Annotated in this window: 22 protein-coding genes; 12 read left to right on the plus strand and 10 right to left on the minus strand. The window is 40.3% G+C overall.

The genetic code is table 11. The features are described from left to right. Positions 1 to 13 precede the first annotated feature (13 nt). Both HH219_RS16005 and HH219_RS16010 read left to right on the plus strand, forming a co-directional pair. Entirely contained in the window at positions 14 to 670 is a 657-nt protein-coding gene (locus tag HH219_RS16005) for a nitroreductase family protein (RefSeq protein WP_169328044.1), read from the plus strand. A gap of 408 nt (positions 671 to 1,078) precedes the next feature. Continuing rightward, positions 1,079 to 2,587 (plus strand): OmpA family protein, encoded by a 1,509-nt coding sequence (locus HH219_RS16010; RefSeq protein ID WP_169328045.1) that lies wholly within the window; start codon positions 1,079 to 1,081, stop codon positions 2,585 to 2,587. Positions 2,588 to 2,830: 243 nt separating this feature from the next. On the opposite strand, the gene HH219_RS16015 is transcribed toward HH219_RS16010, so the two are convergent. The 5 genes from HH219_RS16015 to dapB form a co-directional block, all read right to left on the minus strand. Further along, positions 2,831 to 3,877: a S66 peptidase family protein gene (locus HH219_RS16015; RefSeq protein WP_169328046.1), complete on the minus strand. Its 1,047-nt coding sequence runs from the start codon at positions 3,875 to 3,877 to the stop codon at positions 2,831 to 2,833. 140 nt (positions 3,878 to 4,017) lie between these two features. Then, positions 4,018 to 4,494 carry a transcription elongation factor GreA gene (gene greA, locus HH219_RS16020; protein WP_054206233.1) on the minus strand — a complete coding sequence of 159 codons (477 nt, stop codon included), beginning with the start codon at positions 4,492 to 4,494 and terminating at the stop codon, positions 4,018 to 4,020. A gap of 48 nt (positions 4,495 to 4,542) precedes the next feature. Further along, positions 4,543 to 7,761 carry a carbamoyl-phosphate synthase large subunit gene (gene carB, locus HH219_RS16025; RefSeq protein ID WP_054206232.1) on the minus strand — a complete coding sequence of 1,073 codons (3,219 nt, stop codon included), beginning with the start codon at positions 7,759 to 7,761 and terminating at the stop codon, positions 4,543 to 4,545. A 16-nt stretch (positions 7,762 to 7,777) separates the two neighbouring features. Further along, positions 7,778 to 8,914, minus strand: coding sequence for a glutamine-hydrolyzing carbamoyl-phosphate synthase small subunit (carA, locus tag HH219_RS16030; RefSeq protein WP_054206231.1), 1,137 nt, complete (start codon positions 8,912 to 8,914; stop codon positions 7,778 to 7,780). A gap of 207 nt (positions 8,915 to 9,121) precedes the next feature. Beyond that, positions 9,122 to 9,919 (minus strand): 4-hydroxy-tetrahydrodipicolinate reductase, encoded by a 798-nt coding sequence (gene dapB / locus HH219_RS16035; RefSeq protein ID WP_169328047.1) that lies wholly within the window; start codon positions 9,917 to 9,919, stop codon positions 9,122 to 9,124. 260 nt (positions 9,920 to 10,179) lie between these two features. Between dapB and HH219_RS16040 the strand changes: the two genes are divergently transcribed. Then, complete coding sequence (locus HH219_RS16040; protein ID WP_169328059.1) at positions 10,180 to 11,493, plus strand: Na+/H+ antiporter NhaC family protein; 1,314 nt, start codon at positions 10,180 to 10,182, stop codon at positions 11,491 to 11,493. Positions 11,494 to 11,574: 81 nt separating this feature from the next. After that, positions 11,575 to 12,357: a nucleoside-binding protein gene (locus HH219_RS16045; RefSeq protein ID WP_169328048.1), complete on the plus strand. Its 783-nt coding sequence runs from the start codon at positions 11,575 to 11,577 to the stop codon at positions 12,355 to 12,357. 72 nt (positions 12,358 to 12,429) lie between these two features. On the opposite strand, the gene HH219_RS16050 is transcribed toward HH219_RS16045, so the two are convergent. From HH219_RS16050 to HH219_RS16060, 3 genes are all read right to left on the minus strand, one after another. Next, positions 12,430 to 14,580, minus strand: coding sequence for a pre-peptidase C-terminal domain-containing protein (locus tag HH219_RS16050; RefSeq protein WP_169328049.1), 2,151 nt, complete (start codon positions 14,578 to 14,580; stop codon positions 12,430 to 12,432). A 497-nt stretch (positions 14,581 to 15,077) separates the two neighbouring features. Next, positions 15,078 to 15,587 carry a hypothetical protein gene (locus HH219_RS16055; protein WP_169328050.1) on the minus strand — a complete coding sequence of 170 codons (510 nt, stop codon included), beginning with the start codon at positions 15,585 to 15,587 and terminating at the stop codon, positions 15,078 to 15,080. Positions 15,588 to 15,712: 125 nt separating this feature from the next. Next, positions 15,713 to 16,501, minus strand: a complete 789-nt coding sequence (locus HH219_RS16060) for a M48 family metallopeptidase (protein WP_169328051.1) — start codon at positions 16,499 to 16,501, stop codon at positions 15,713 to 15,715. Positions 16,502 to 16,694: 193 nt separating this feature from the next. Here HH219_RS16060 and HH219_RS16065 point away from each other — a divergent pair, with 193 nt between their 5' ends. Further along, positions 16,695 to 17,897, plus strand: coding sequence for a Bcr/CflA family efflux MFS transporter (locus HH219_RS16065; protein WP_169328052.1), 1,203 nt, complete (start codon positions 16,695 to 16,697; stop codon positions 17,895 to 17,897). 33 nt (positions 17,898 to 17,930) lie between these two features. On the opposite strand, the gene grpE is transcribed toward HH219_RS16065, so the two are convergent. Further along, positions 17,931 to 18,539: a nucleotide exchange factor GrpE gene (gene grpE, locus HH219_RS16070; RefSeq protein WP_054455452.1), complete on the minus strand. Its 609-nt coding sequence runs from the start codon at positions 18,537 to 18,539 to the stop codon at positions 17,931 to 17,933. Positions 18,540 to 18,597: 58 nt separating this feature from the next. After that, positions 18,598 to 19,563: an HrcA family transcriptional regulator gene (locus tag HH219_RS16075; protein ID WP_054206222.1), complete on the minus strand. Its 966-nt coding sequence runs from the start codon at positions 19,561 to 19,563 to the stop codon at positions 18,598 to 18,600. A 105-nt stretch (positions 19,564 to 19,668) separates the two neighbouring features. Between HH219_RS16075 and nadK the strand changes: the two genes are divergently transcribed. From nadK to HH219_RS16110, 7 genes are all read left to right on the plus strand, one after another. Continuing rightward, on the plus strand, positions 19,669 to 20,553 hold the full coding sequence (nadK, locus tag HH219_RS16080; RefSeq protein WP_054206283.1) for an NAD(+) kinase: 885 nt from the start codon (positions 19,669 to 19,671) through the stop codon (positions 20,551 to 20,553). A 76-nt stretch (positions 20,554 to 20,629) separates the two neighbouring features. Continuing rightward, complete coding sequence (locus tag HH219_RS16085) at positions 20,630 to 21,202, plus strand: hypothetical protein (protein ID WP_054455450.1); 573 nt, start codon at positions 20,630 to 20,632, stop codon at positions 21,200 to 21,202. Positions 21,203 to 21,275: 73 nt separating this feature from the next. Then, complete coding sequence (recN, locus tag HH219_RS16090; RefSeq protein ID WP_169328053.1) at positions 21,276 to 22,949, plus strand: DNA repair protein RecN; 1,674 nt, start codon at positions 21,276 to 21,278, stop codon at positions 22,947 to 22,949. 113 nt (positions 22,950 to 23,062) lie between these two features. Beyond that, positions 23,063 to 23,395 (plus strand): hypothetical protein, encoded by a 333-nt coding sequence (locus HH219_RS16095; RefSeq protein ID WP_169328054.1) that lies wholly within the window; start codon positions 23,063 to 23,065, stop codon positions 23,393 to 23,395. A 102-nt stretch (positions 23,396 to 23,497) separates the two neighbouring features. Next, a complete protein-coding gene (locus HH219_RS16100) occupies positions 23,498 to 23,818 on the plus strand; it encodes a GRAM domain-containing protein (RefSeq protein WP_169328055.1) in 321 nt (106 codons plus the stop codon). Positions 23,819 to 24,547: 729 nt separating this feature from the next. Continuing rightward, positions 24,548 to 25,381 carry a tyrosine-type recombinase/integrase gene (locus HH219_RS16105; RefSeq protein ID WP_169328056.1) on the plus strand — a complete coding sequence of 278 codons (834 nt, stop codon included), beginning with the start codon at positions 24,548 to 24,550 and terminating at the stop codon, positions 25,379 to 25,381. Further along, on the plus strand, positions 25,378 to 26,290 hold a 913-nt coding region (locus tag HH219_RS16110), incomplete at its 3' end, for an IS91 family transposase (RefSeq protein WP_169328057.1). The genes HH219_RS16105 and HH219_RS16110, both read left to right, overlap by 4 nt.

Here is a 26,290-nt window from a genome sequence, read left to right on the forward strand (position 1 = left end):
TACAGGAAAAAATATGACACACCCAATTATTAATGACTTAAATACTCGTTATACAACAAAAAAATACGATGCAACCAAACGTGTTGCTGCTGACGATTTAGCCGTATTATATGAAGCAATGCGCCTATCACCTTCATCTATCAATTCGCAGCCGTGGAAATTTATTGTGATTGAATCAGATCATGCTAAACAACGTATGCATGACACTTTTGAAAACAAATTTCAGTTTAATCAGCCGCATGTTAAAACAGCCTCGCATATTATTTTATTTGCCCACAACCCTAAATACAGCCGTGAAGATTACGCCAGAGTTATTGATGCGGATATTAAAAATGGTCGTACACCAGCAGAGAACCGTGAACAAGCATTTGGCGCTTACGCATTTGTTGACCTTAACACCGATGAAAATGGCAATAACGAAGCATGGACAAAAGCACAAACATATATTGCACTGGGTAACACAATGCATACCGCGGCGCGCTTAGGGATTGACTCAACACCAATGGAAGGCGTAGATCCACATCTTATTAGCCAAATATTTGCAGATGAACTCGACGGATACATTTGTGATGTTGCACTTGCGATTGGCTACCATGAAACGGCAACCGACTATAATGCTAAATTACCAAAATCACGTTTGGGCCAAGAGCACGTGATCAGCATTTTATAGCTTATAAATACACATCACTATAATTCCAAAATAAAATGCACAAAAATAACAATTGTGCATTTTTAATCTTATTCGTAACAACCGTTAATTTGTGTTTTAAGATAAAATAGCCCTTAAAAAATTGATACGTTATCCACCCTATCTACCTTACATTTGAAGTCAACCTCACCAGCAAATTGCGCAAAAAAACGCTCAAATCCAGCTGATAATTCAACCCTAATATGATATTTAAATTCAAGTCACTTTGAAAAATGGTTGAATTTGTAGTATTTTTGTACCGCTTTTACATTTCACCTTGATTACCCAACAATAATGAAAGGGAAGACAAGCTAAGTGGCACTCAGCGATTAGGCTGAGTGGTTAGGCTGAGTGGTTAGGCTCAATACTAATCAATTAAAAGGAATTATCATGAACAACATAAATAAAATATGTGTGCTTTGTATTACTTTTCTAAGTTTTACATTTAGCATACAAGCAAAGCCCCTACTTTCACCCTACCCAAATGCAAAGTTGCAGAATTCAGTTATTTTAGCGGGTGAAGAAACTCGCCTTGTTACAAAGTTTGTTCCTACAGCTAAAAAGTCTCAACAATTTGAATATCAAAAATTTATTGGAGATACCGGCCATTACGCTTATACGATAAAAAATGTTGCTTCGTTAAAGGTAACAAAAAATTATGAAAGTGCGTTAAGTGATGCTGGTTTTAAAGTGGTTTATACATGTTCTTTAAGTGATTGTTATTCAGGAGATAAACGTGAACAAAGAAAATTATTAGCTGAAAAGTCTAGCTACTTTAACCCTAGTAATCAATTCCAACAACCTCACTATATTTTCGCCACAAAAGGGGATGAGTCCCTCGATGCTGCTATTTCGTTATTTGTTGGTCAGTATAAAAATACGACGCGAGTATTATTAACCACAGTGGATATAAAAGACATTGAATCAGGACTTGTCACTGCCAATTTTGACGCATTTACCAAACACAATAGTAAACAGATAACCAAGGCACCGCGTAAAGATAAAGGGGGCTCAGCAGATCATCCATTAATAAGTCGCTACCCTAGTAGTTATATTGAAGATTATAAACAGGTTGATTATGAAGAATTCAGCATTCCTGTTGGTATTGTTGATACAAAAACAAACACACTCCCAATGCTAGACGTTACCGGAGACTTAACCCAAATTACTTATGTCGTAAACAGGGTGTCAACGCTAAAAATTTATCATAATTATCTAAGTGCTTTAGTAAAAGAAGGGTTTGAAACGGTATTCTCTTGTCAAAAAAATACATGCAGTGGTAACACCAGAGATAGGTTAATCGATGAGGATTTACAAAAGTTAGGTGATAAGCTCGCTGTAAAACAAGCTTATAATTACTGGCGCCAACCTCGATACCAAGTTATGAAAAGTACTGTTGAGGGCCAAACTACCTATGTAGCCTTTTTTATAGGCAACTATAATGGTGATTCTCGTGTTCAACTTGTTGTAATGCGTACCGAGCCATTATTAACAGGATTAATAGAAACCAATAGCGATAAAGTGTTAGAGCAACTAAAGCAAAAAGGTAAAGCCTCAATCTATGGGGTGTTATTTGACTACGATAAAGCGGTCATAAAGCCTGAATCTAAACAATCATTGGATGTCATTGCGCAAGTTCTGGAGAAAAATAAGGCATTGAGTTTGTATGTTGTTGGTCACACAGATGATAAAGGCTCTGCTGAATATAATTTAGAGCTTTCTAAACGTCGTGCTGATGCTGTTGTTAACGCTTTAATTACTAATTATGGTATCGCTGAAAAAAGATTAATTTCACAAGGTGTTGGGCCCTATTCTCCTGTAGCAACTAACAAAAATGAATTAGGCCGCGAACTTAATCGACGTGTTGAATTAGTGGAACAAATATCGGATTCAAAATAATTAACCTCTGCGCTACTACGGTATGGTTAATGTTTAATACATTCTGCATAAGTTAGATGAATAAGTGGCTTATTTCCCTAATAAGCCACTCTTTGTGCAACTGGTTAAGCATAAAACAGTTAATACCAATCTTAGAGCTGCGCGAAGTAAACTCCCTCCTACGATACATGCATAAAGATCTAAACCTGCCGTAGGCGGGGCTTTATGCCGCGCATGTTTTACTAATATTCACAAAAGAAGGGACTACTCTAAATACGTTATTATTTTTGCGTTTTTAACGAGTGTGTTTTCAAGCCTTGCACTGATCTTCACTTTTGCTCCATTAACTAAGCATAAATTGGGCGCTACATGACCAATATCTGCATCTATTATTACTGGGAATAAACGATCACTGAGTGCAAGTTCCAGCGCTTGGTAATAATCAATATCTTGCTCTTTTGTACTTATAACCGCACTTCGACCAATAATTAAGCCATTAATAAGACCAAATATATCATTTAGCTTAAGTGAAATAATAAACCTTAATACAGCTGTCGGCTGAAGCTCTGCATTTTCTAGATACAAGACCAAACCATGCGGCGCGAACTGCTTTTTAAATTCATGTAGTGATAAAAAAGGTGACGTAAGCAATAAACCTAATGTATCTAAACAGCCACCAAATAGTCGCCCAGAAAGCTCAACATCACGGTTGTCTTTTACATTGAGACAACGCCATTGGCTAGGCTTTGACAGTGAAAATAACGCATTCGGTGATTGTGCATAATTAATTGCATCACCTTGATAAAAGGCCGCAGGGGTTTGAGTAAACTCATTGCCCGCTTCAAGCTCAAGCGTTTTAAATACTTGTAAGCAATGAGGATCTTGTTCGTCTGGATGTAATTGCATTAAATTTGTACAGTGCAATGTGGCCCAACCGCATTTCGCTGTTATTACACAAGCAAGTGTACTTATATCAGAGAACCCAACCAGCCATTTAGGGCGAGACTTTTTAATCACATTAAAATCAAGGTGTGGAAGTATTTCCATAGCAAGCTCACCACCCCAAGGTGGCATAATTGCGGCAATGCTATCATCAGTCAAAAAAGTCATTAACTCATCTGCACGTTGCTTTGCAGAGCAATTTTTTTGCCTTAAACACTCCCCTTCTATTACTTCGTAGCCGCGCAGTGTTAAACCATTCAATACAATATCAAGGCGTTTATGGAAAGGGCTTTCTACACCAGAAGAAAACGCACAGATTGCAATTTTATCGCCACTTTGTAATGCTGTAGGGAAAATAACCTTTTCCATAAAAAACCTAAAGTATAAGAAACAATTACTTCTAACGTACCTAGTTTATTAATGAATGTCGAGGTTAGCATAGGCATAAAAAAACCGATGCTTATTGCTAAGCATCGGTTTTTAATAAAACGTGAAAGTCAGTAAAGTAATTAAACGTACTCAACCTCAAGGATTTCGTATTCCACGTCGCCTTTCGGGGTTTTAATGATCACAGCATCATCTGCTTGTTTACCAATTAAACCACGGGCAATCGGTGAATTTACCGAAATACGGTTATCTTTAATACTCGCTTCATCATCACCAACTATTTGGTATTTAACTTCAGCGTCAGTATCAACATTAACGATTGTTACTGTCGTACCAAAAATAACTTTACCTGTATTTGGTAACTTAGTTACATCAATGATTTGTACATTTGAAAGCTTTGCTTCAATCTCTTGAATACGGCCTTCACAAAAACCCTGCTGTTCACGCGCTGCGTGATATTCAGCGTTTTCTTTTAAGTCACCATGTTCACGTGCCACTGCAATATCAGCAACAATTTTTGGACGGGTAACTGTTTTTAATTCGTTAAGTTCTTTGCGCATTAAATCTGCGCCACGAACTGTCATCGGAATTGTTTGCATACTTTTCTCACTTAATCCCAAGGCCGATTAAGGCCTTGGCACATTTCCTTAGTTCAATCGTTGGTGTAGTTCTTGAACTGACGTCACTTTGCTGCGGTCGTCTGCTTGGTTAGCAGTACAGTTAGCAAATGCCGCATTCAAGGTCGTAGTATAGTTAGTCTTGTGTTGCAATGCACCACGACGTAACACCTTCGAATCTTCGATCGCTTGGCGACCTTCGGTAGTATTAACGATATAGCTATACTCGCCATTTTTGATTCTATCAAGAATATGCGGGCGACCTTCAAATACTTTGTTTACACGGCGTACCGCAATACCAGCATCTTCAAGTGCAGCAGCTGTTCCACCGGTTGCATCTAGTTCAAAACCAAGATCTGTCATGGTTTTAGCTAGCTCTACAATACGTGGTTTATCGCTATTACGCACAGATAGTAACGCGCGACCACCGCGTGGTAAAGTATTGCTTGCACCTAATTGCGCTTTTGCAAAAGCTTCAGCGAACGTATCGCCTACGCCCATCACTTCACCAGTAGAACGCATTTCAGGGCCACGGATTGGATCCACGCCTTGGAACTTAGCAAATGGTAATACCACTTCTTTTACACTGTAGTAAGGTGGAATAACTTCTTTAGTAATACCTTGGCTTGCTAAAGATTGACCTGCCATACAACGCGCCGCTACTTTAGCAAGTGCAACCCCCGTCGCTTTAGAAACAAACGGTACTGTACGTGCTGCACGTGGGTTAACTTCGATTAAGTATACTTTGTCTTCTTTTACAGCAAACTGTGTATTCATCAAGCCAACTACACCAAGCTCAAGTGCCATATCAGTCACTTGCTTGCGCATTACGTCTTGTACTTCTTGTGATAACGAATGTGCTGGTAATGAACAGGCTGAGTCACCTGAGTGAACACCGGCTTGCTCAATGTGTTCCATGATGCCGCCGATAATCACTTGCTCGCCGTCGCAAATTGCGTCAACGTCAACTTCAATCGCATTATCTAAGAAACGGTCAAGCAATACTGGCGCTTCATTTGATGCTTGTACAGCTTCGGTCATGTAACGACGTAAATCTTGCTCGTCATACACGATTTCCATCGCACGACCACCTAGTACATACGAAGGACGTACAACTAGCGGGAAGCCAATTTCAGCTGATTTTAAAATCGCTTCTTCTGTTGAAGTCACTGTTGCATTTTCAGGCTGAAGAAGGTTTAAACGCTCAACTAATTGTTGGAAACGCTCTCGGTCTTCTGCACGGTCAATCGCATCTGGCGAAGTACCAATTACTGGCACACCGTTCGCTTCAAGTTCACGAGCAAGTTTAAGTGGCGTTTGACCACCGTATTGCACGATTACACCAACTGGCTTTTCAACACGTACGATTTCTAGCACGTCTTCAAGGGTAATTGGTTCAAAGTATAAACGGTCTGAAGTATCGTAGTCGGTAGAAACCGTTTCAGGGTTACAGTTAACCATGATAGTCTCAAAACCATCTTCACGTAATGCAAGCGCTGCGTGAACACAACAGTAATCAAACTCGATACCTTGACCTATACGGTTAGGACCGCCACCAATAACCATGATTTTATCACGATCAGTTGGGTTCGCTTCACACTCTTCATCGTACGTTGAATACATGTAAGCGGTATCAGAGCTAAATTCAGCAGCACACGTATCAACGCGCTTGTATACTGGCAAGATGTTTAATAAATGACGCTTTTTACGAATCTCAGCTTCAGATACACCGGCAATTTCAGCAATTCGCGGGTCAGCAAAACCTTTACGCTTTAACTTACGTAGGAAGTCAGCATTTAAACCAGCCATACCTACATCGCTAATTTTTGCTTCGTCTTTTAAAATGTCTTCAATTTGTACTAAGAACCAGCGGTTGACTTTAGTCAATTCGTAAACATCTTCAACACTCATACCATGACGCATTGCATCGGCGATGTACCAAATACGCTCTGCACCTGGTTCACGTAGTTCACGGATGATTTTTTCTTTCGCTTTAGGGTCATCAAGTGCCACAATCGGGTTAAAACCCGTTGCGCCTACTTCAAGACCGCGTAATGCTTTTTGTAACGACTCTTGTTGGTTACGACCAATCGCCATTACTTCGCCTACAGATTTCATTTGCGTCGTTAAACGATCGTTTGCACCGGCAAATTTTTCAAAGTTAAAGCGAGGAATTTTTGTTACGACGTAATCAATCGATGGTTCAAATGACGCAGGTGTTTTACCACCTGTAATATCATTTTGTAATTCATCAAGCGTGTAGCCAATCGCAAGCTTAGCCGCGATTTTAGCAATCGGGAAACCTGTTGCTTTTGACGCTAGTGCAGATGAGCGTGATACACGAGGATTCATCTCGATGATAACCATACGGCCATCTTCAGGATTAATACCAAACTGTACGTTTGAACCACCTGTTTCAACACCAATTTCACGAAGAACCGCCATAGAAGCGTTACGCATTAATTGGTATTCTTTATCGGTTAATGTTTGTGCTGGTGCAACAGTGATCGAGTCACCTGTATGCACGCCCATAGGGTCAAAGTTTTCAATGGTACACACGATAATACAGTTGTCGTTTTTATCGCGAACAACTTCTGTTTCGTATTCTTTCCAACCAATGAGTGATTCATCAATCAGTAATTCGTTAGTTGGCGAAAGGTCTAAACCGCGCTCACAAATTTCTTCAAACTCTTCTAAGTTATACGCTACACCGCCGCCGGTGCCGCCCATAGTGAAAGAAGGTCGAATAATACACGGTAAGCCAATACGCTTGATGATGTCTTTTGCTTCATCCATTGAATGAGCGATTTCAGCACGTGGGCATTCTAAGCCGATGCTTTTCATTGCCACATCAAAACGTTCGCGGTTTTCTGCTTTGTCGATTGCATCAGCCGTTGCGCCAATTAGCTCAACACCGTGTTTAGCTAAAACACCATGCTTGTCTAATTCTAGTGCACAGTTTAATGCTGTTTGGCCACCCATAGTAGGCAGTACTGCATCAGGCTTTTCTTTTTCAATAATTTTTTCTACAACTTCCCAGTGAATTGGCTCGATGTACGTCGCATCAGCCATATCAGGATCAGTCATAATTGTTGCAGGGTTTGAGTTAACTAAAATAACTCGATAGCCTTCTTCTCTGAGTGCTTTACACGCTTGAGCACCAGAGTAGTCAAATTCACAGGCTTGGCCGATTACAATCGGGCCAGCGCCTAGGATAAGAATGCTTTTTATGTCGGTACGTTTTGGCATTGTTACTCCGGTCTAATTAGTTGTTACGCGCTTGCATCAAATCGATGAAGTGGTCAAATAATGGGGCTGCATCGTGTGGGCCTGGGCTTGCTTCTGGGTGACCTTGGAAGCTAAACGCTGGTTTATCGGTGCGATGGATACCTTGCAACGTACCGTCAAATAACGACTTATGCGTAGCACGAAGGTTATCTGGTAACGTTGTTTCATCAGCAGCAAAACCATGATTTTGCGCTGTGATCATCACAACACCACGGTCTAAGTCTTTCACTGGGTGGTTACCACCGTGATGACCAAACTTCATTTTCACTGTTTTTGCACCCGAGGCAAGAGCTAGCAATTGGTGACCTAAACAGATACCAAAAATAGGTGTTTCAGTTTCTAAGAAGGTTTTAATTGCATCGATGGCATATGTACACGGTTCTGGATCGCCCGGGCCATTCGATAAGAAGATACCATCTGGGTTTAGTGCTAATACGTCAGCTGCCGAGGTTTGTGCAGGAACAACGGTTAATTTACAACCACGATCTACAAGCATACGTAAAATATTACGCTTTACACCGAAGTCATAAGCAACAACATGAAACTTTTCATCGGCTGCGTTTAGAGTTTTGAACCCTTCGCCTAATGTCCAGCTTGATTCACGCCACTCAAAGTTTTCCTTGGTTGAGACTACTTTCGCTAAATCCATACCTTTTAAGCCTGGGAAGGCTTGCGCAGCTGCGAGCGCTTGGTTTTCGTCTACTTCGTCACCGGCAACAATACAACCGTTTTGAGCGCCTTTATCGCGCAAAATACGAGTCAGTTTACGGGTGTCGATATCTGCAATACCTAAGATATTACGTTCTTTTAAATAATCATCTAACGATTGCTCGTTACGAAAATTACTTGCTAGCAGTGGCAAATCACGGATCACAAGGCCTTTAGCCCAAATGTGACTCGCTTCTTCGTCTTCGCTGTTAGTACCCGTATTACCGATATGTGGGTACGTCAAAGTTACGATTTGTTCCGCGTATGAAGGGTCAGTCAGAATTTCCTGATAACCAGTCATAGACGTATTGAATACTACTTCACCGACAGACATGCCGTCGGCGCCGATTGCAGTACCGCGAAACACTGTGCCGTCTTCTAGAACTAACAGAGCGGATTTAGTCAAGTTAACCTCCTAACAGTAAAAAACGGGCGTAAAGTCATTTGCTTTACTACCCGTTTATAGCGATTGGAAACACGCAATTATGAATTTTTGGCAAATTAGCGCTATTTTATAGCAATTTGGCTTTTAGGTCTAACCCTATTTCAATAATTAGCAGAAATAAGCCTTATTAGCTAAAAAAGCCACCAAACACCCAAAAATGCAACTAAACTACTTCAAGTCAAGCACATCTTGCATATCATAAAGTCCTACAGGCTTATTTTTCAACCAGCCTGCAGCTCTTACTGCGCCTAATGCAAAGGTCATTCGCGAACTGGCTTTATGAGTTAATTCAAGCCTTTCGCCAGAAGTTGCGAAATATGCGGTATGTTCACCAACTATATCCCCCCCTCTAAGCACCGAATAACCAATTTCATTTTGCGATTTTTCTTTTTCTACTTGGCTACGATCAAATACCGCAACATCATCATGTACCCAGCCTTTTGCCTCTGCAATGGCTTCGCCAATAGCCAGCGCAGTGCCTGATGGCGCATCTATTTTATGGCGATGATGCGCTTCGAAAATTTCAATATCTAAGTCACCACCAAACTTTGTTGCCGCGGTTTGTACTAAGTTAAGCAGTAAATTCACACCTACGCTATAGTTGCGCGCAAATACGATCGGGATATGCTGTGCTGCCGCTTGTAAGGTTTGCATGTCATCATCATTTAAACCGGTAGTACCAATAACCATTGGGATTTTTTGCTTGATGGCCGTCTTTAAGTGCTCACGCATACCGGCAGGCAATGTGAAGTCAATTAGTACATCAATGTCTTCAACATTACGCTCATCACTAAAGTCCATAGCAACTGGCGCTGCACTATTTAACTGATTAACCGCTAAATTAAGTAAGGGCGAACTACTACGGACATAGGCTGCGCCAAGCTCTGCATTATTATTTTTATGTGCGGCTTCGACTAATGCCAGCCCCATTCTTCCATTTGCGCCAAATACGCCGATTCGATTCATGTTATTAACCTATGCATGTTTGAGTTCGCTAGATTTTATCTAAAACTCGTGTAATAGTCAGGTAACCCTTTAAAATAATAATAACAGATACCCATAGACTTTAGCCATCTATACATTTAAACTTCCTTCTTTGCGCCGATTTGGTCTTTGGCTTGCGGGCGCTGTTGAGGTACTTATCTTTTTTGATAGGACAAACAACTAAATTCAGCTAAAAGAGGGAAGCTTTGGCTGTTGTAATGAGTTATCTAACGAGGAATATGATGCAGCCAGCATTTAATAAAACAACAGCAAAATTATCTTTGCTCCCCCTACTTACCTTTGTGGCCTTATTTTTAGGTGCTGGTTTATACCTGCAATCACAAGGGGTTGATTACGCCTTTTATCAACTTCCTGCCCCCGTCGCGATTTTACCTGCGGTTATGCTAGCGTTTATCCTTAATAAAAATACCATCAACCACAGTGTCGAAACCTTTATAAAAGGCGCAGGCCATAACAACATTATTACCATGTGCTTGATTTATTTACTTGCCGGTGCGTTTTCTGCCGTAGCGGGTGCCACTGGGGGTGTTGATGCCGTTGTTAATGCGGGCTTATCGCTTATTCCACCAGCCTTTCTTTTACCTGGTTTATTTTTAATTGCTGCGGTTGTCTCTACAGCAATGGGAACATCAATGGGCACCATTGGCGCGATTGGCCCTATCGCCTATGCCGTATCAATTAAAACCGGTATTGACCCAGCATTGATGGCCGGTACGATTGTATCTGGTGCTATGTTTGGTGATAATTTATCTATTATTTCAGATACGACGATTGCCGCAACACGTACGCAAGGTTGTGAGATGAAAGATAAATTCCGCGAAAATTTAAAAATAGCCTTGCCTGCTGCAGCGCTAACAATAGGCTTATTATTTTATTTAACACCAGCTGCGCAAGCTGTTGAAACGAGCGATTACAACATTTGGTTAGTGCTTCCTTATGCGTTTATCTTAGTGTTAGCCGTAATGGGCTTTAATGTTTTTGTGGTGTTATTTAGTGGTATTATTTTCGCCGCACTCATGGGCTTTACGGGCAGTTATGAAGGCGCAAGCTTTGTAAAAGATATTTATAAAGGCTTTACCGATATGCAAGAGATATTCTTGTTATCAATGTTTATAGGTGGCTTATCTGAGTTTATCCGTATTAACGGCGGCCTTGATTATATAGCGCATAAAATTCAGGCTATCACCAAGGTAATTGCCAAATGGCACCGTAAGGTAGCAGATCAAATTGGTATTGCCGCATTAGTAATGACCAGCAATATGTGTATCGCCAACAATACTGTGTCGATTATTGTTGCAGGTCCTATCGCTAAGAAGCTAGCCGATGATGGTAAAATTAGTGGTAAACGCTCAGCAAGCTTGTTGGATATTTTTGCCTGTGTAACACAAGGCTCGCTGCCTTATGGCGCACAAGCTTTACTGTTAGGTGCAACATTTAAAATTAGCCCATGGGAAGTATCAACCTCCTCGTACTACTGTTTTATATTGGCGTTTACCGCCATCACTGTAATTTGCTTACGTCGAAATAAAGCATAAAAGATAATAAATCCCGTGCTGCGCCCAATTCTAGGCGCAGCTGCTATACTTTGCTTTGAATTTTCCATTAAGCATAACGTTATGAACTTAAAAACATCTTTACCTTTAATTACGCTTTGCATACTAAGCACTTCAAGCTTTGCAGCTAGTTGGAGCAAAACCCAGTTACATATAAATCGTGGTGATATTACAAACCCATTCACTTCATTAGAAGCAGGCACTACCAATGTTTCTCTACAACATGCATCTAGTTACGATTACGGCGATAACTTTTTCTTCATTGATTATTTAAATGATGATTTAGAAGATGATTACCAAGATCGTGACTTTTACGGCGAATGGTATTCAACTTTCAGCCTGTCTAAAATATCTGGTAATGACTTTTCATTTGGTGCCATTTCTGATGTCGGTTTAACCGCTGGGTTTAATGCCTCAGGAGAGGCTAAAGTATTAAAATACTTACCCGGGGTAAAAGTTAATTGGCAAGCACCCGGGTTTAGCTTTTTATCGACCTTAGTGACCGCCTACATTGATGATAATGAAGGTATTGCACGTGGTGGTGCACCAAGTGAAACTAATAGTTGGATGCTTGATATTGCGTGGGGGTATCCATTTACGATTGGTTCTCAACACTTTAATATTACAGGCCACATTGAATACATTGCTGAACGCGAAAATGAATTAGGCAATGATGTTAAAGCGTGGATTTTAGCGCAGCCAATTATTACTTGGGATTTGGGCAATGCCATAGATATGAAAAAAGACACACTCTTAATAGGTTTAGAATGGCAATACTGGCATAACAAGCTAGGCACTGATACCAAAGAGTCTGTGCCACAACTTCATGTAGAATGGACCTTTTAACTTCAAATATTATAATAAAAGCAACGTATTAAAATGCGTTGCTTTTATCGCCCTTAAGTAACCTATGAATAGTTATTGTGTACTTGCTGACACTTTCACCCAGTCGTATGCTGATTGACCATACAACCCAATGGCGAGCACCTGTCCTGATGTAACAGGCACTGTGCATGTCTGTGCTGAACCACTCGTTACTGACTTACAATCATAACTAGTCAGACTAACCCCGCCCGCTACTTTTACGTATAAATTAACATCACCTATTTGTCCTGACGTTTCTATCGTTACGCTACTTTTGTTTACAGGAACTGTATACGTATATTTATTCCATAAACCTGGATGCCCATAAGCACGTGAGGTAATGATTGAATTTGAGCCATTACCTGATCCTGGTGGAGGCGTAGGTGTCGTTGTAGGCATATCATAATCTGCTAAGATGCTGACATTACTAAAGCTGGCATACCCCTTAAGCATAATATGGTATCGACCTTGCCCAGTATTTAAGCTACATGTTTCATTATTGCCATTTCGATACGGGCGGCAATCGTAGCTAGCTGACGTTGGTTCACTGCCTTTTTTAACATATAAATCAACATCACCTGAACCACCTGACGTGGTAACTTTTATGTTCGTTGCTTGAGATGGAATATCGATAAAATAACGTATTTCTGAGCCTTTATTACCGGCTAGATTACTAATCGTCTGCCCTTTGGTTAATTTATTTACTGGAGGCTGAGAGTCGCTGCTGACAATGATTTGTTTTGTAATCGTGTTTGTTTGATTATTACTATCGCGAATTGATAATGTAACGTCGTAATTACCCGCTGCATTATATGTATGTACGGCAGTTACACCATTACTTGTTTGGCCATCGCCAAATTGCCAATCAAAACGGTTTACCGTTCCTGATGAACTTGAGTTTGTTGCATCAAAACTGCATTGCTCAAAATTACATTGATAACTAAAACGTGCAACAGCTGGCGGCGTTGTTCCTGCGTTATCTCCAACGGGTACCGCGCCATTGAAAAAAGTAGATACTTGTGGCCAAATTCTACTAATTTTTGCACCTTTATTGTAACAACCGCCCAAGTGGTGCAACGCAATTACCTTATTACTCGATGCTGCGATAACAGGTGAGCCCGAAGACCCTCCTATTGTGTCACAGTAATAGCCCATATCTGTGTTAGTGCCTCGGCCATTCACTGAGGCATTATTGATTTGGCATAATCCGTTAGTATCGCGATCAGATTCTATAGCGAGCTCTTTAGGGTTTCCGGCACCATGTTGAGGTATATATATTCGTTCGCCATTAATACCGCTGCGAACATCAAGGCCCAAATGCCCAAACTGGGTTATTGAAGAAAAGTTGTTAACACTAAATAAGGTGTAATCAAGCATGACGTCCGTTTTTAAAAAGTCTTTTCCTGACACTTTAACAACCGACTCCCGAATCGTCCCATTGCAACTTTTATGTTGATAATTAAACCACACTTCAGTTGATGCAAGTTCAGCGGCGGTTTCGACGCAGTGGTTATTAGTAAACATTTTATTGTCACTACCTACTCGCCAGCCCGTGCATAAACTACGCCCACCTATAACAAGGCGTGCAATAGGTCGGCTTCGCTCGAATTCTGTTGGGTGAGTATTAGCCCAACACTGAACATCTTGACGTTCATTTACGCCACAGGTTGATAATGGCGCTACGTCACTCAAATCGTACTGAGCTGTGTGGCTTTCTGTACCATAAAAATAGTTATCTATATGGCCAAACACTGTCAATGAAGTAGCATCGAGGGGATCTGGATAATACTCTATGATAGCGCTGTCATTTGAGACCGACATAGACGAAAAAGAATGGATACCATCATCACCTTCACGTGAATCAAAAGTAGCAAATCGCATATTACTTGCGGTGTATTCGTATCGTTCAGAATTATCTGCATTTCTCACGACCAGTTTAGCATTGCCTTGTAAGCGTAAATCTTTAAAGTGCACTTTTATAAAATCGGCCCCAGGGTGGCTTACTTCATGGCTTATAACCACAACCCCGTCTGCCATAGTTTTATATTGATTGGAAAAACTTAAATCAATATCAGCGCTCTCACCAATTGTGCTTTTTCTTGCTTCACTGGTGTATTGTAGTATTTGTAGTTCATTCACCTCTGCCTGACTATACTGGCTACAAAGTGCGGCGGCTAACAAAGGGATACATTGACGTAACTTCATCTTCATTCCTGCTTTTTAATTGTTGTAATAATATTTATTAAGTTAAAACTAAAAGCACCTAAAAGGTACACGCTAAACTTAGAGCGTATTACAAACAAAACAAGTTTATGATTAAATTAAAGCACCCCAACAATTACTGCGTTAAATGAAATAGAAAAAGTTATAATGATCCATACTAAATTTGCAACCCCCCTTTTTTATAGACTGCTTTATAAAGGCTTTACATTATAATTTGCAAACACCCCACTGTAAGCAAAAGGTTAATAGTGAGTTTCAAATTGTAAATATACACATACAGCTATGCACATATCTAATCACAGAAAAACTCACTAGAAGTACCTGTATTTAGTGCAAACTAAAGTATTTAAAGGCAAATTAAATATTTAAGAGGGTAAATTACATTAAATTAGTGAGCTGTAATAACGATAAGGAAATAACTCATTTACTGAATTACCTCCTTTGACAAGATAATCACATTTTTAATAATATTAAGCGATTTAATTGTAATTCTGTTTTGCAGCCCATTTTGAAATGTAGCGGCCACCTGCTAAGGCTATTTTTTCAAGTCGATCACATGCTCCAAACGCTGCACCTGAGCCAATTTCTTTACTAATAGTGGCGACAACCTGATCATTTTTGAGTATTTCAGCTTTAACCGTTGCCGACGAACTAGGCCTTAAAGATGGAAATACCCATCTGTGCGCATTTACGTTTGTATACGTTGCTTTTAGCACAAATTCTGTTTGAGCGACTCCAGCTATTCTTTCTTTAACGACTAAAGGATACCTTTGTGATGATTTTAAAATAGCAGTCGTTAAACGCTCTAACATCAAGCACTCCACTTTTACTTTCGCACCCGCTGTATCAGAAGCAAAATCAACAGTGTCTAGCGTAAGCGAAATAGCCTTGTTCTTTTGTTCTACGGGGTTAGTCTGTTGTTTTGGGCTGCTATTACATGCACACAAGAGTACACTCGCGACAGTAATAAATGCCATGTTCTTTTTCATTGTTAACTCGCTATTTTTATTATTTTATTGATGATAAGCCGTAATCAAAACGTCCCCGTTATAAGCATTTCGGTGTCTTTTGATTTTAAAAAAGCCTGTAAATATTGATTCACAGGCTTGTTATATTACAGGTTACACTGCGGTTTTTTACCCGCTACTTTTTGCTCGTTCAATGCACCAGGCATTTTATTTTGCAGCTCTTTAATACGATTACTCGGTGATGGATGAGTTGACATAAACTCAGGTGTATTGCCACTGCCTGCTTGGCTCATATTTTGCCAAAGTGTCACGGACTCCTGAGGGTTAAAGCCCGCTTTCGCCATTAAATCTAAACCGATTACATCAGCTTCTGATTCGTGTGAGCGACTAAATGGTAAAATTACGCCATACTGCGCACCTAAGCCTAATGCCTGCATAATTTCGCCACGATATTGTACATTACCCATATCAAGTGCAGCGCCGCCAACTTGCATACCGGTTTGGAGCAATGCGCTTTGTGAAACACGTTCATTAGAATGCTCTGCAATTACATGGCCTACTTCATGGCCTATTACTGTTGCTAATTGATGTTGGTTCTTCGCAACTTTTAATAACCCCGTATGCACGCCAATGTAACCACCTGGTAATGCAAATGCATTCGCTGAATCATCTTCAAATACAACAACTTCCCAAGCCTGAGTTGCATATTGCTGTGGTAAAACAGCAATGACATCATCAGCAATACACTTCACATACGCGTTAACTCTTGGGTCATTATTTATTTTTTGATTCTTTTTCATATCAACAAAACTTTGCTGACCCATCTGGCTCATTTGCTGATCTGAGTAAAGTGCAATTTGCGTGCGCCCTGTCGGCGATGTTTTACAACCGGCAAGTACCGCTGTTGCAAGGATTGCTATAACTAATTTTTTCATTGTATTTCCAAAAATCACAATTTGATTCCCTATAGAATAACAAACCAATTATCAATTTAACATCATCATAAGTTCTATAAAAAGGAACATATGTTACACCGATGTTAAAGGCAATCAATATCAGCCAAACTAAGTACACAAGGGTGTTCGGCACTGCTACAATGCGCTTCTTTTTCAGATGGATGGATTCGTGATGCAAGCCTCAGCTGCCTATTTAAATAAACGTATTCTACTTCCCTTATTAGCAAGTATTGTTGCCATCACTCCACTGGCTATTGATATGTATTTACCAGCAATGTTAGTCATTGCTAACGATCTAAATACCACAATGCCAAATGTACAAATATCATTGAGCCTATATTTAGCCGGTTATGCGCTTGGGATGCTATTTTTTGGCCCTATAGCGGATCAAATTGGACGCAGAGTACTTGCAAAAGTCGGGTTGGCTTTATTTGGTGCCAGTTCGTTAGCGCTGGCATTTTGCAGTGACATTCATCTATTTTGGTTTTTAAGAATCGTACAAGCTTTTACCGGCGCTGCTGCTACCGTGGTTGTGCCCGGGATCATCCGCCATATTTACCAAAAAGATACCGCAAAAGGAATGTCTTACGTATCAATGATTATGATGGTTGCGCCATTAGTCGCCCCCACTGTTGGATCATTAATTTTAGGGTTTTCTCACTGGCAAACCATCTTTTTAGTGCTAGCCAGCTACAGCTTTACCATATTAGCTTTAGTGCAAATTTATTTAATTGATATCCCTATTTTCAAAAGTCCCTTAAAAGGTTTTGCGTTATTTTTTGATAGCTATAAAACAGTTTTTAAAAATAAAGATACCCGCGCTGATATAGCAAGCTCAATGTTTGTGTCTTTCGGTTTCTTTTGCTTTCTAACAGCGGTGCCTTTTGTGTACCTCGACTACTTCAAAGTATCAGAACAACTTTTTGGGCTACTCTTCGCTTTTAATGTGATGGCATTAATGGTGGGTAATTTTTTAAACACTCGACTAGTGCCGCGTATAGGCTCACGAAAAATGCTCTACTACGGATTAACGGTAGGCTTTATATCAGGCGGCACATTACTCACCTTTAGTATTTTACATTTATCGTTGTATTTTATTGTAGCCGCAATTGCACCTTTGATGATGAGCTTAGGTGTTACAGCAAGTAACGCAGATGCGCTAATATTAATGGAATTTGAAGAAAAATCTGGTACAGCAACGGCTGTCATCGGTACGCTTAGATTTGGCAGTGGCGCATTAGTGGGCCCCATACTCGCGCTTATGCATGCGCAAAGTGCGGTCCCCTTCTCAAGTTTAATGTTTAGCGCACTGGTACTTACTTTAATTGCCCAACTTTGGCATCGAGCTCGAAACAAAAAAAATGCCCGTTTATAACGGGCATTTTTATTTTGTTACTTTAAGCATTGCTTAGTCAGCAGCTTTAGATACCATTACCATTGCAGGGCGTAATAAACGACCATTTAATGTATAACCTTTTTGCATAACAGCTAAAACAGTATTAGGTGTTACATCATTACTCGGTTGAATAGACATGGCTTGATGAAACTCAGGGTTGAACTGCTCACCCTGTGGGTTAACAATTTCAACACCAAACTTTGCAACCGCATCATTAAAGCTCTTAACTGTCATATCAATACCTTCAAGCAATGGCTTTAAGGTTTCGTTCTCTTTATCGGAAAACTCAATAGCACGCTCTAAGTTATCAATAACAGGTAATAATTCGTTAGCGAACTTTTCAAGTGCAAACTTATGTGCTTTTTCTACATCTTGTGCAGCACGACGACGAATATTGTCAACATCTGCAGCAGCGCGAACTACACCATCTTTTTGATCAGCGATTGTTTGCTTAGCATCTTCAAGCTCTGCATACAGCATAGCAATTTCAGCTTCAGGGCTTACTTCTTCGCCCTCATGTGCATCGGCAGCTTCTACAGCGGCTTCAACTTCTGCTTTCATCTGCTCTAGCTCTTCGTTTAGTTCAACTTCTTGCTCTGGTGATTTTGTCTGCTCAGACATAGTTTAAATGCTCCAATTCTTTTCAATTGCGGTAATTATGGGGATTGAATCAAAAGATTCAAGAGTCAGGTGACTCGATTAATTTAAATTCTTGGATGATTGCTTCAATTTGCGCCGATTTAGGGCAAATTACACAAAAACGACTTTGGTATTCATGATTTTGAAAATACGGCACACTTATCACCATTAACTCATCGCAATCAGTAAAAGGCAATTGCGCTGTATTTAAAACCGACACGCCATTTTTGAACGCTAATTTATCTTCTACAAAGTTCAAAAATGAGACACCGATATTTAAACTTTGTTCACAATCAATTTGACGATATAAATAATTTTCGCCCACAACAATACTGTTGTCTGAGCCTAACTTTTGGCTTAATTCACGTGTCCATTGATTTAATGAATCATGACAGTTTCGTGGTGCGGTATTCGCCATTGCTTGCATTCGATACAATCCTTCCATCAACGTTTGTTGACTAAAAACTGTATTTAACCACGTAGCAAATTGATAGCGTATTGTATCTGACGCGTCATCTGGCTTATGAATACAAATATTATGGCTTTGCCCTGCCCGATCAAGCAACAAAATAAGCCAGTCATTACCATCAAAGTCTAGCACTTCAACCCTAAACACTTGTTGCGAACTAACCTGTGGTAATCCAACGCAACAACACACTTGATAGCGCTGACTAATACCATGCGCCATTTCGACTAGTTGCGCCTGTGCTGGTTGCCAATACTGAGCAATTTCAGTCAATGGGAAAAACTCATTCAACCAATAATCGAACCCGGCATTGGTAGGCACGCGCCCAGCGGAAGTGTGCGGTGAGTACAACAGGCCTATCTTTTCAAGACGCGACATGGCATTTCTCACTGTCGCAGAGCACACAGCCATGCCTTTTTGTTTAGCAATACGGCTAGACGCCACAGGCTGCCCTTCACCATTACAGTAAAGGCTCATTACCGCTGAAAATATTTGTTGATCTCGGGGATTTAAATTCATAATTTCTACATCTTGCTGCATACAAGGTATATCGGGGCAAAGAGAAGTTATTTCAAGGCACCGATGTTTTCAAAGCGATCATTTTTGAGTTACTCTAGTAATATTATAACTATTTGCGTAAACATCATGGAATCACCGTTTAAAACCATAGGCTTAATTGGAAAAGCAAATCACGATGGCGCAGCTGCAACATTACAGCGACTTTATACATTTTTAAACGCACTTGGCTTTAATGTTATTGTGGAGCAACGTACAGGGCATCAACTAGCTGGCGTTCCAAAAGAAAAACTCGTTAAATTGATCGAACTTGGCGAGCAAGCAGATTTAGCGATTGTTGTTGGTGGTGATGGAAATATGCTTGGTGCCGCGAGAGTGTTAGCACGCTTTGATGTGGCTGTAATTGGCGTTAATCGGGGTAATTTGGGCTTTTTGACCGATTTGAATCCGCAAGAGTTTGAACCAAGTTTAGAGCAAGTATTAAGCGGCCAATATATTGAAGAAAAACGCTTTTTATTAGAAGTTGAAGTATACCGCCATGGTGAACTCAAAAGCGCTAATTCAGCAGTCAATGAAGCGGTACTGCATGCCGATAAAGTCGCCCATATGATTGAGTTTGAAGCCTTCATTAATAACGACTTTGTGTTTTCGCAGCGCTCAGATGGCCTTATTGTATCTACGCCAACAGGATCGACCGCCTACTCTCTTTCTGGTGGTGGCCCAATATTAACCCCTGAGCTCAATGCAATGTCACTGGTGCCAATGTTTCCGCATACACTATCAAGTCGCCCTTTAGTTGTTGACGCTGATAATGAAGTGCGTTTAAAACTCAGTTTAGAAAATACGGATAGCTTACAAGTTAGTTGTGATAGCCATGTTGTATTAGCTGTTTTACCCGGGGACGAAGTGGTTATTAAAAAAGCAGACAAAAAACTACGTCTTATTCATCCTAAAGATTACTCTTATTACCACGTACTGCGCACCAAATTAAATTGGGGTAGTCGTTTGTATTAACACTATTGCGGTTTCCCATACTTTATTGCAAAATAGCTAAAATTAATTTAATACCCATATTAGGGAATTCGACACAATGACTTACGTTGTATTTTTTGCCATATTATTACTTATCACCCTGCTTGGCAGTTATTTGGTGATTGAGAATAACCGTCGAAAAGCGGTCGAAGCGAAAAAAAAGTTATTTAATGCACGCGTCACAGAAGTGACAAACAATTTGAAAGCAAAGCTCAATGAGTTTAGTGACGCAAAAATACTACGCCCAAAATATATCGCACGCACTCAAGTTATCGCCAGTAATTTTTTTGTTGTACAGCCACACACTGATGAAAATTTATTGTACCTAGAAGGAATTATAGAGTCATTAATAAGCACCATAAGCAGTGAACTTGCAAAAACCTATGTGACTGGTGAGCGTGACGCATTAGCCGAAAAGTTAGATTACTTTGTTGCAGACTTACCCCAAACTGGTATTGCTTATAACCATGGGTTTTATCGTGAAATACTTCCCTCCCTGATCAAAATATTACAATCTCCTGAGCTGCAAAATAATGATAACGAAGACTATTCAAACGCAACAGAACAAACTGAAATTACACCTCCTATTTCACCTCCTAAAATAGACACACAAGAAATAAACTTAGCTTAATAATAAAAATTTATTTGCAAAAACCCAAAACACTGTATAAATTAACAGTTAATTGACTGGATGGATAAACAGTATGTTAATTGGGTTAGAAATTAAAAATTTTGCGATTGTAAGTAATTTAAGCACTGAATGGCACAGCGGCATGACCGCCATTACCGGTGAAACGGGTGCCGGCAAGTCTATCGCTATTGATGCGTTATCACTGTGTTTAGGTGAACGTGCTGAAGCCTCAGCCGTTCGTCCTGGCACTGAACGCGCTGAAATTTGTGCCGCGTTTGATTTGACCTCACTGCCCTTAGCTAAACAGTTTTTAGAGCTAAACTTACTCTCTAATGATGAGCAAGAATGCCTACTGCGACGTGTAGTGTGCAAAAACGGGCGAAGCAAAAGTTACATTAATGGCAGCCCTGTCACCGCAGCACAACTTAAAGAGCTCGGTCAGCATTTAATTTCTATTCACGGGCAACATGCTCATCAGCATCTGCTAAAAAGCGAACATCAGTTACAGCTACTTGACGCCTACGCAGGACACCATACATTAGTGGATACTGTACGTACGCACTATCGTAATTATCATAATTTACAAAAAGAATTTACGGTTCTTGAACAAGCACAATTACAGCAAGCTGCACAAAAACAACTACTTGAATACCAAGTGGCTGAGCTAGATGAATTTGCTTTACAAGAAAATGAATTTACACAAATTGAAGCCGAACATTATAAGCTCAGCCATAGCCAAACCATCATCGACGCGTGCCAACGTGAATTGCAAAGCTTGTATGAAAATGAAGAACAAAATGCATGCTCACTACTGCAACACAGTGCACAGCAATTTGCTGAACTTGCTAGTTTTGACGAAAGCTTATCAGGTGTTGCCGCATTACTTGAAGAGGCAGCAGTACAAGTTGAAGAAGCCAGCCGTGAAATTCGCAACTATTCCGAGCAAACAGATCTTGATCCAGCCCGCCTTGATGAAGTAGAAGCACGCCTAGCAGGCATAATGGACCTTGCGCGTAAACATCATATAAAACCTGAGCAATTGGTTGAGTTTCACCAAAATATAACGCAAGAGCTTGAGTCAATAAGCAACAACTCTACCCGATTAGCTCAGCTAGAGAGCGAAATAGCCAACGCATTTGACGCATACCAACTTGCAGCACAAAATTTAAGTGACAGCCGATTTATTTCTGCACAAACATTAAATGAATTGATCAGTGCAAGTATGGCGCATTTATCAATGGAAAATGGCGTATTTGAAATTGCGTTATCACCGCAACCAGACAAAGCCCCTAACAATCTAGGGTTTGATAATGTCTCGTTTTTAGTGTCAACCAACCCAGGGCAACCATTACAACCATTATCAAAAGTTGCCTCTGGTGGTGAATTATCACGTATTAGCTTAGCTATTCAAGTGATCATTGCACAAAAAGTAGTAACGCCAACACTTATTTTCGATGAAGTTGACGTAGGTATTTCAGGCCCCACAGCATCAGCAGTTGGTAAGCTTTTACGACAACTAGGCAAGTCTACTCAGGTAATTTGTGTCACTCACTTACCGCAAGTGGCCAGCTCTGGGCACCAACAGTTTTTTGTAGCGAAAGAAATTGCAAATGGAGAAACCTATACGTCCATGCTTCCACTGAATAAACATGGCCGAATTGATGAGATAGCGCGCCTACTTGGTGGCGATAACATTAGTAAAACCGCCAAAGCCAACGCCAAAGAGCTTATAATGGCGCACGCTTAATGACTATTTAGCTTAACGTTTAAAAACGTTTTAGCTAAAAAAATATATAAACATAGCTTTGTATGGCTGTACTGCAAAGCGACTATAACCACAAAATAAAGACACGACACATAATGATAACAACACACACCTTGCAACCATTATTAATGGCAGCGTTTAGCTGTATATTATTAACCCCATTAGCGAGTACATTACTTTTAGTATTTAGCCGCTGGAAGCATCTGCAATTTAAAATAATGTTACAGCGTTATTTACATGCATCACTTATTTTTATGCTTATCCTCGCATGGTTTATCGAATTATATTTACCAACGAGGGCTGCTAACCGCATAGAGCTATTACTTACTCTTTGTGCATTAGCCATGCAAATGGGGTTAGTCGTTTATGCTTTTTTAAAAGTAAATAAGCAGAAAAAACAACACCACAGAGCAAAAAACTTTTTGTAAGTGCTTATTTTAAAATACAAATAAAAACAATTAATTTACATAATTGACACATCTAATTGTGCAACTTACACTGAATAAAATAAAAAATCGATGGAATGAATAATGACAGCAGCACAACCCAAACTCACACAGCTCAAACGCTGTTATGCAACATTACAACTGGGTGTTGCTAAAGCAGATGGTCGTTTAACACTCACTGATAACCTACTGCATTTTGAAGCCCTAAATAAACAACTTAATTTAGGCAGTTATGCCATCAAACTTAATAATATTTCCCGCGTTGAGAAATGTTCAGGTAAAGCTGGCGGTTTAATCCCCATAACCACCGCGGGAATCAAAATAACCACCAAAGAGAACCACCACTTAGAGTTTATTTTAGCCGAACCCGATGAGTGGCTTAATTGCTTGCAAGCTAGTCATTAAATTGGGAAGAAAAAGAGCCTAGCTGCTAGATCCTGGGCGCTAGGGCGTGTTGACCTTTGTGGATTGAAATTTGTTCAATCTAGGGGAAATTTAATCGCGGCGCGAGGTTTGTAACCTAGTGGGCTAAGTAAAAACCGAGCAACAAAGAGTTAATTGTCCCTAGAAAGAACCCGGAGGGCAGCGCATGTTTGGCATTTATGCTGCGTTATCGCCTATTAATGGGGAATAACCACACTACATAGGCTCTGCCTTGCCTAAAAACCAAACATACAGCTGCAAAATCAATCACGAAAGGTCAACACGCCCTAGGAAAAGCCCAATCAACTCGGCGTTTAATTCACCACTGTGGGTTAGGTTGGGGGCAACGAAACCCAACGATGAAAGATTAAACTAAATGACGGCTTTGAGCGATAAGCGGTCATCGAGATTGGCTAAATATCGTAGTTAATTGATTGGCCAAACAGCCCTTTGCGCATATATTCATGAAAATGAGCGCTAAGCGCATATTGTTCTGTTTAACTTTGCTTTAAAGTTTTAGAAAACTTAGTGATAGTAATACCTTAGATAATTTGTTAAAACTATATAAGTAGATAAATGAGCGTTAACTCGGCAGAAATATGCGCGATGAGCGCACTATTAAATGTTGAACTAAGCCGCTACGCGGAGATCCTATTCTTATCATTTGAGCCACACTTACCTTGGGGTTATCCCATAACTTGGAGGTAAGTCATGAATACACTCATTGAACAAGTCAAAACTGAAATAGCCTATCTTGGTTATTCACAAAGTACCTGTAAAAGTTACTGCGAGCATTTACTTAAACTCAGCCATTATTTTAATAAACCACTTGATTTAATTACTGATGATGAGCTGAATATCTTTTTTAAAGATCCCGCTATTCGTAAACTTTCTAGAGCAAGCCAAAAAGTACAGATAAACAGCATTTGGTTCTTGTTTAAGAATATTTTACATCGCCCACTGAACTTAGACATAGCCTTGCCTAAAGCAAAACCTCGGGCACCTACTTATTTATCGCGTGATGATATTCGACGACTTATAGAAAGTTGCACGGATATGCGCTTAAAAACATTGATAGTGGTGTGTTATGGATGTGGTTTGCGTATTGGCGAACTGCTGCGCATCAAAGTGCAAGACATCGATGGACAGCGTAAAACCATTTTAATTGAACATGGTAAAGGAGATAAGTCACGCTATGTTGTTGTATCAGATAGCGTGCTAAATCAATTACGTTGTTATTGGAAAATGTATCACCCAACGGGCTGGATGTTTTACTCGCGATTGTTAATGGATAAACCTATGTCAGCATCGACCTTCAGGAAGCCATTGAGAAAACACGCACAAGCGTGTGGTTTAAAACACTGTAATCCACATGCACTACGCCATGCTTATGCAACACATCAACTTGAATCAGGTATGCCACTTCATCAACTGCAACACCAGCTTGGTCACAGTGACATTAGAACCACGCAAAGTTACTTACACTGGTTACCTGAATTAGGGCATGGTGGTATTGATTTACTCGCAAGTTGGGGAAACCAATGAGCGGCTTGCATCTCGCTGATATTTTAAATTCTGGCCTTGGGAATTATCGGCAGCACCACATAATGAGTTATCAGCAGTTACGAGTCTGCCAACACCTTCAATCATGCAGAACGGGACAGCTCGGTTATCAAGCATGGCAATGTGATAACTGTAGTGAAGTACAACAAATTGGATGTAGCTGTCGAGATCGGCATTGCCCACGTTGCCAAGGTATGGCAACGGCTAAATGGGTGCAAAGACAACAAGAGGATTTATTACCGTGTCGGTATTTCCACCTTGTTTTTACGCTCCCGCATGAGTTAAATATCATTGCGCACTACAACCCAAACGCGTTGTATCAATGTTTATTTAAAGCCTCATGGCAAACGCTGTGTAAATTTGCGAAACGAAAGAGGCATGGCCAGCTAGGCATGACAAGCGTACTGCATACATGGGGGCAAAATTTAAGTCAGCATATCCACTTGCATTGCTTGATACCCGCAGGTGCGCTTGATAAAGCGCAATGGCATGAAATAGAAAAAGGTTATTTATACCCCGTTAAAGCATTATCAACAGTGTTTAGAGGGAAAATGCTGGCGGCGCTCAATGAATGTGATAGTTCATTCGCGAAGATAAACACACCAACAAAATGGTGTGTTTATAGCAAAGCATGTTTAACGTACAGTGAAAAGTTAGTCAGTTACCTTGCGCGTTATACCCGAAAAGGCGTGATGTCAGAATCGCGATTAGTGTCAGCGAATGAGCAGTCAGTGAGCTTTAAATATCGCGACTATGCAGGTAACAACCGCGATAAAGTCATGACACTGAGTTGTGATGAATTTTTACGGCGCTACTTACAACATGTACTGCCGAAAGGGTTTATGCGCATTCGCCACTATGGCTTTTTAGCTAATGCGTGTCGCAAGCGAA

This window comes from Pseudoalteromonas sp. NEC-BIFX-2020_015 (assembly GCF_012952265.1).
GTDB lineage: Bacteria > Pseudomonadota > Gammaproteobacteria > Enterobacterales > Alteromonadaceae > Pseudoalteromonas > Pseudoalteromonas neustonica.

Bases quoted from the DNA above. Each gene is read 5' to 3' on its own strand.
- HH219_RS16005 (WP_169328044.1), top strand. From the start codon at position 14: ATGACACACCCAATTATTAATGACTTAAATACTCGTTATACAACAAAA.
- HH219_RS16010 (WP_169328045.1), top strand. From the start codon at position 1,079: ATGAACAACATAAATAAAATATGTGTGCTTTGTATTACTTTTCTAAGT.
- HH219_RS16015 (WP_169328046.1), bottom strand. From the start codon at position 3,877: ATGGAAAAGGTTATTTTCCCTACAGCATTACAAAGTGGCGATAAAATT.
- greA (WP_054206233.1), bottom strand. From the start codon at position 4,494: ATGCAAACAATTCCGATGACAGTTCGTGGCGCAGATTTAATGCGCAAA.
- carB (WP_054206232.1), bottom strand. From the start codon at position 7,761: ATGCCAAAACGTACCGACATAAAAAGCATTCTTATCCTAGGCGCTGGC.
- dapB (WP_169328047.1), bottom strand. From the start codon at position 9,919: ATGAATCGAATCGGCGTATTTGGCGCAAATGGAAGAATGGGGCTGGCA.
- HH219_RS16040 (WP_169328059.1), top strand. From the start codon at position 10,180: ATGCAGCCAGCATTTAATAAAACAACAGCAAAATTATCTTTGCTCCCC.
- HH219_RS16045 (WP_169328048.1), top strand. From the start codon at position 11,575: ATGAACTTAAAAACATCTTTACCTTTAATTACGCTTTGCATACTAAGC.
- HH219_RS16050 (WP_169328049.1), bottom strand. From the start codon at position 14,580: ATGAAGTTACGTCAATGTATCCCTTTGTTAGCCGCCGCACTTTGTAGC.
- HH219_RS16055 (WP_169328050.1), bottom strand. From the start codon at position 15,587: ATGAAAAAGAACATGGCATTTATTACTGTCGCGAGTGTACTCTTGTGT.
- HH219_RS16060 (WP_169328051.1), bottom strand. From the start codon at position 16,501: ATGAAAAAATTAGTTATAGCAATCCTTGCAACAGCGGTACTTGCCGGT.
- HH219_RS16065 (WP_169328052.1), top strand. From the start codon at position 16,695: ATGCAAGCCTCAGCTGCCTATTTAAATAAACGTATTCTACTTCCCTTA.
- grpE (WP_054455452.1), bottom strand. From the start codon at position 18,539: ATGTCTGAGCAGACAAAATCACCAGAGCAAGAAGTTGAACTAAACGAA.
- HH219_RS16075 (WP_054206222.1), bottom strand. From the start codon at position 19,563: ATGCAGCAAGATGTAGAAATTATGAATTTAAATCCCCGAGATCAACAA.
- nadK (WP_054206283.1), top strand. From the start codon at position 19,669: ATGGAATCACCGTTTAAAACCATAGGCTTAATTGGAAAAGCAAATCAC.
- HH219_RS16085 (WP_054455450.1), top strand. From the start codon at position 20,630: ATGACTTACGTTGTATTTTTTGCCATATTATTACTTATCACCCTGCTT.
- recN (WP_169328053.1), top strand. From the start codon at position 21,276: ATGTTAATTGGGTTAGAAATTAAAAATTTTGCGATTGTAAGTAATTTA.
- HH219_RS16095 (WP_169328054.1), top strand. From the start codon at position 23,063: ATGATAACAACACACACCTTGCAACCATTATTAATGGCAGCGTTTAGC.
- HH219_RS16100 (WP_169328055.1), top strand. From the start codon at position 23,498: ATGACAGCAGCACAACCCAAACTCACACAGCTCAAACGCTGTTATGCA.
- HH219_RS16105 (WP_169328056.1), top strand. From the start codon at position 24,548: ATGAATACACTCATTGAACAAGTCAAAACTGAAATAGCCTATCTTGGT.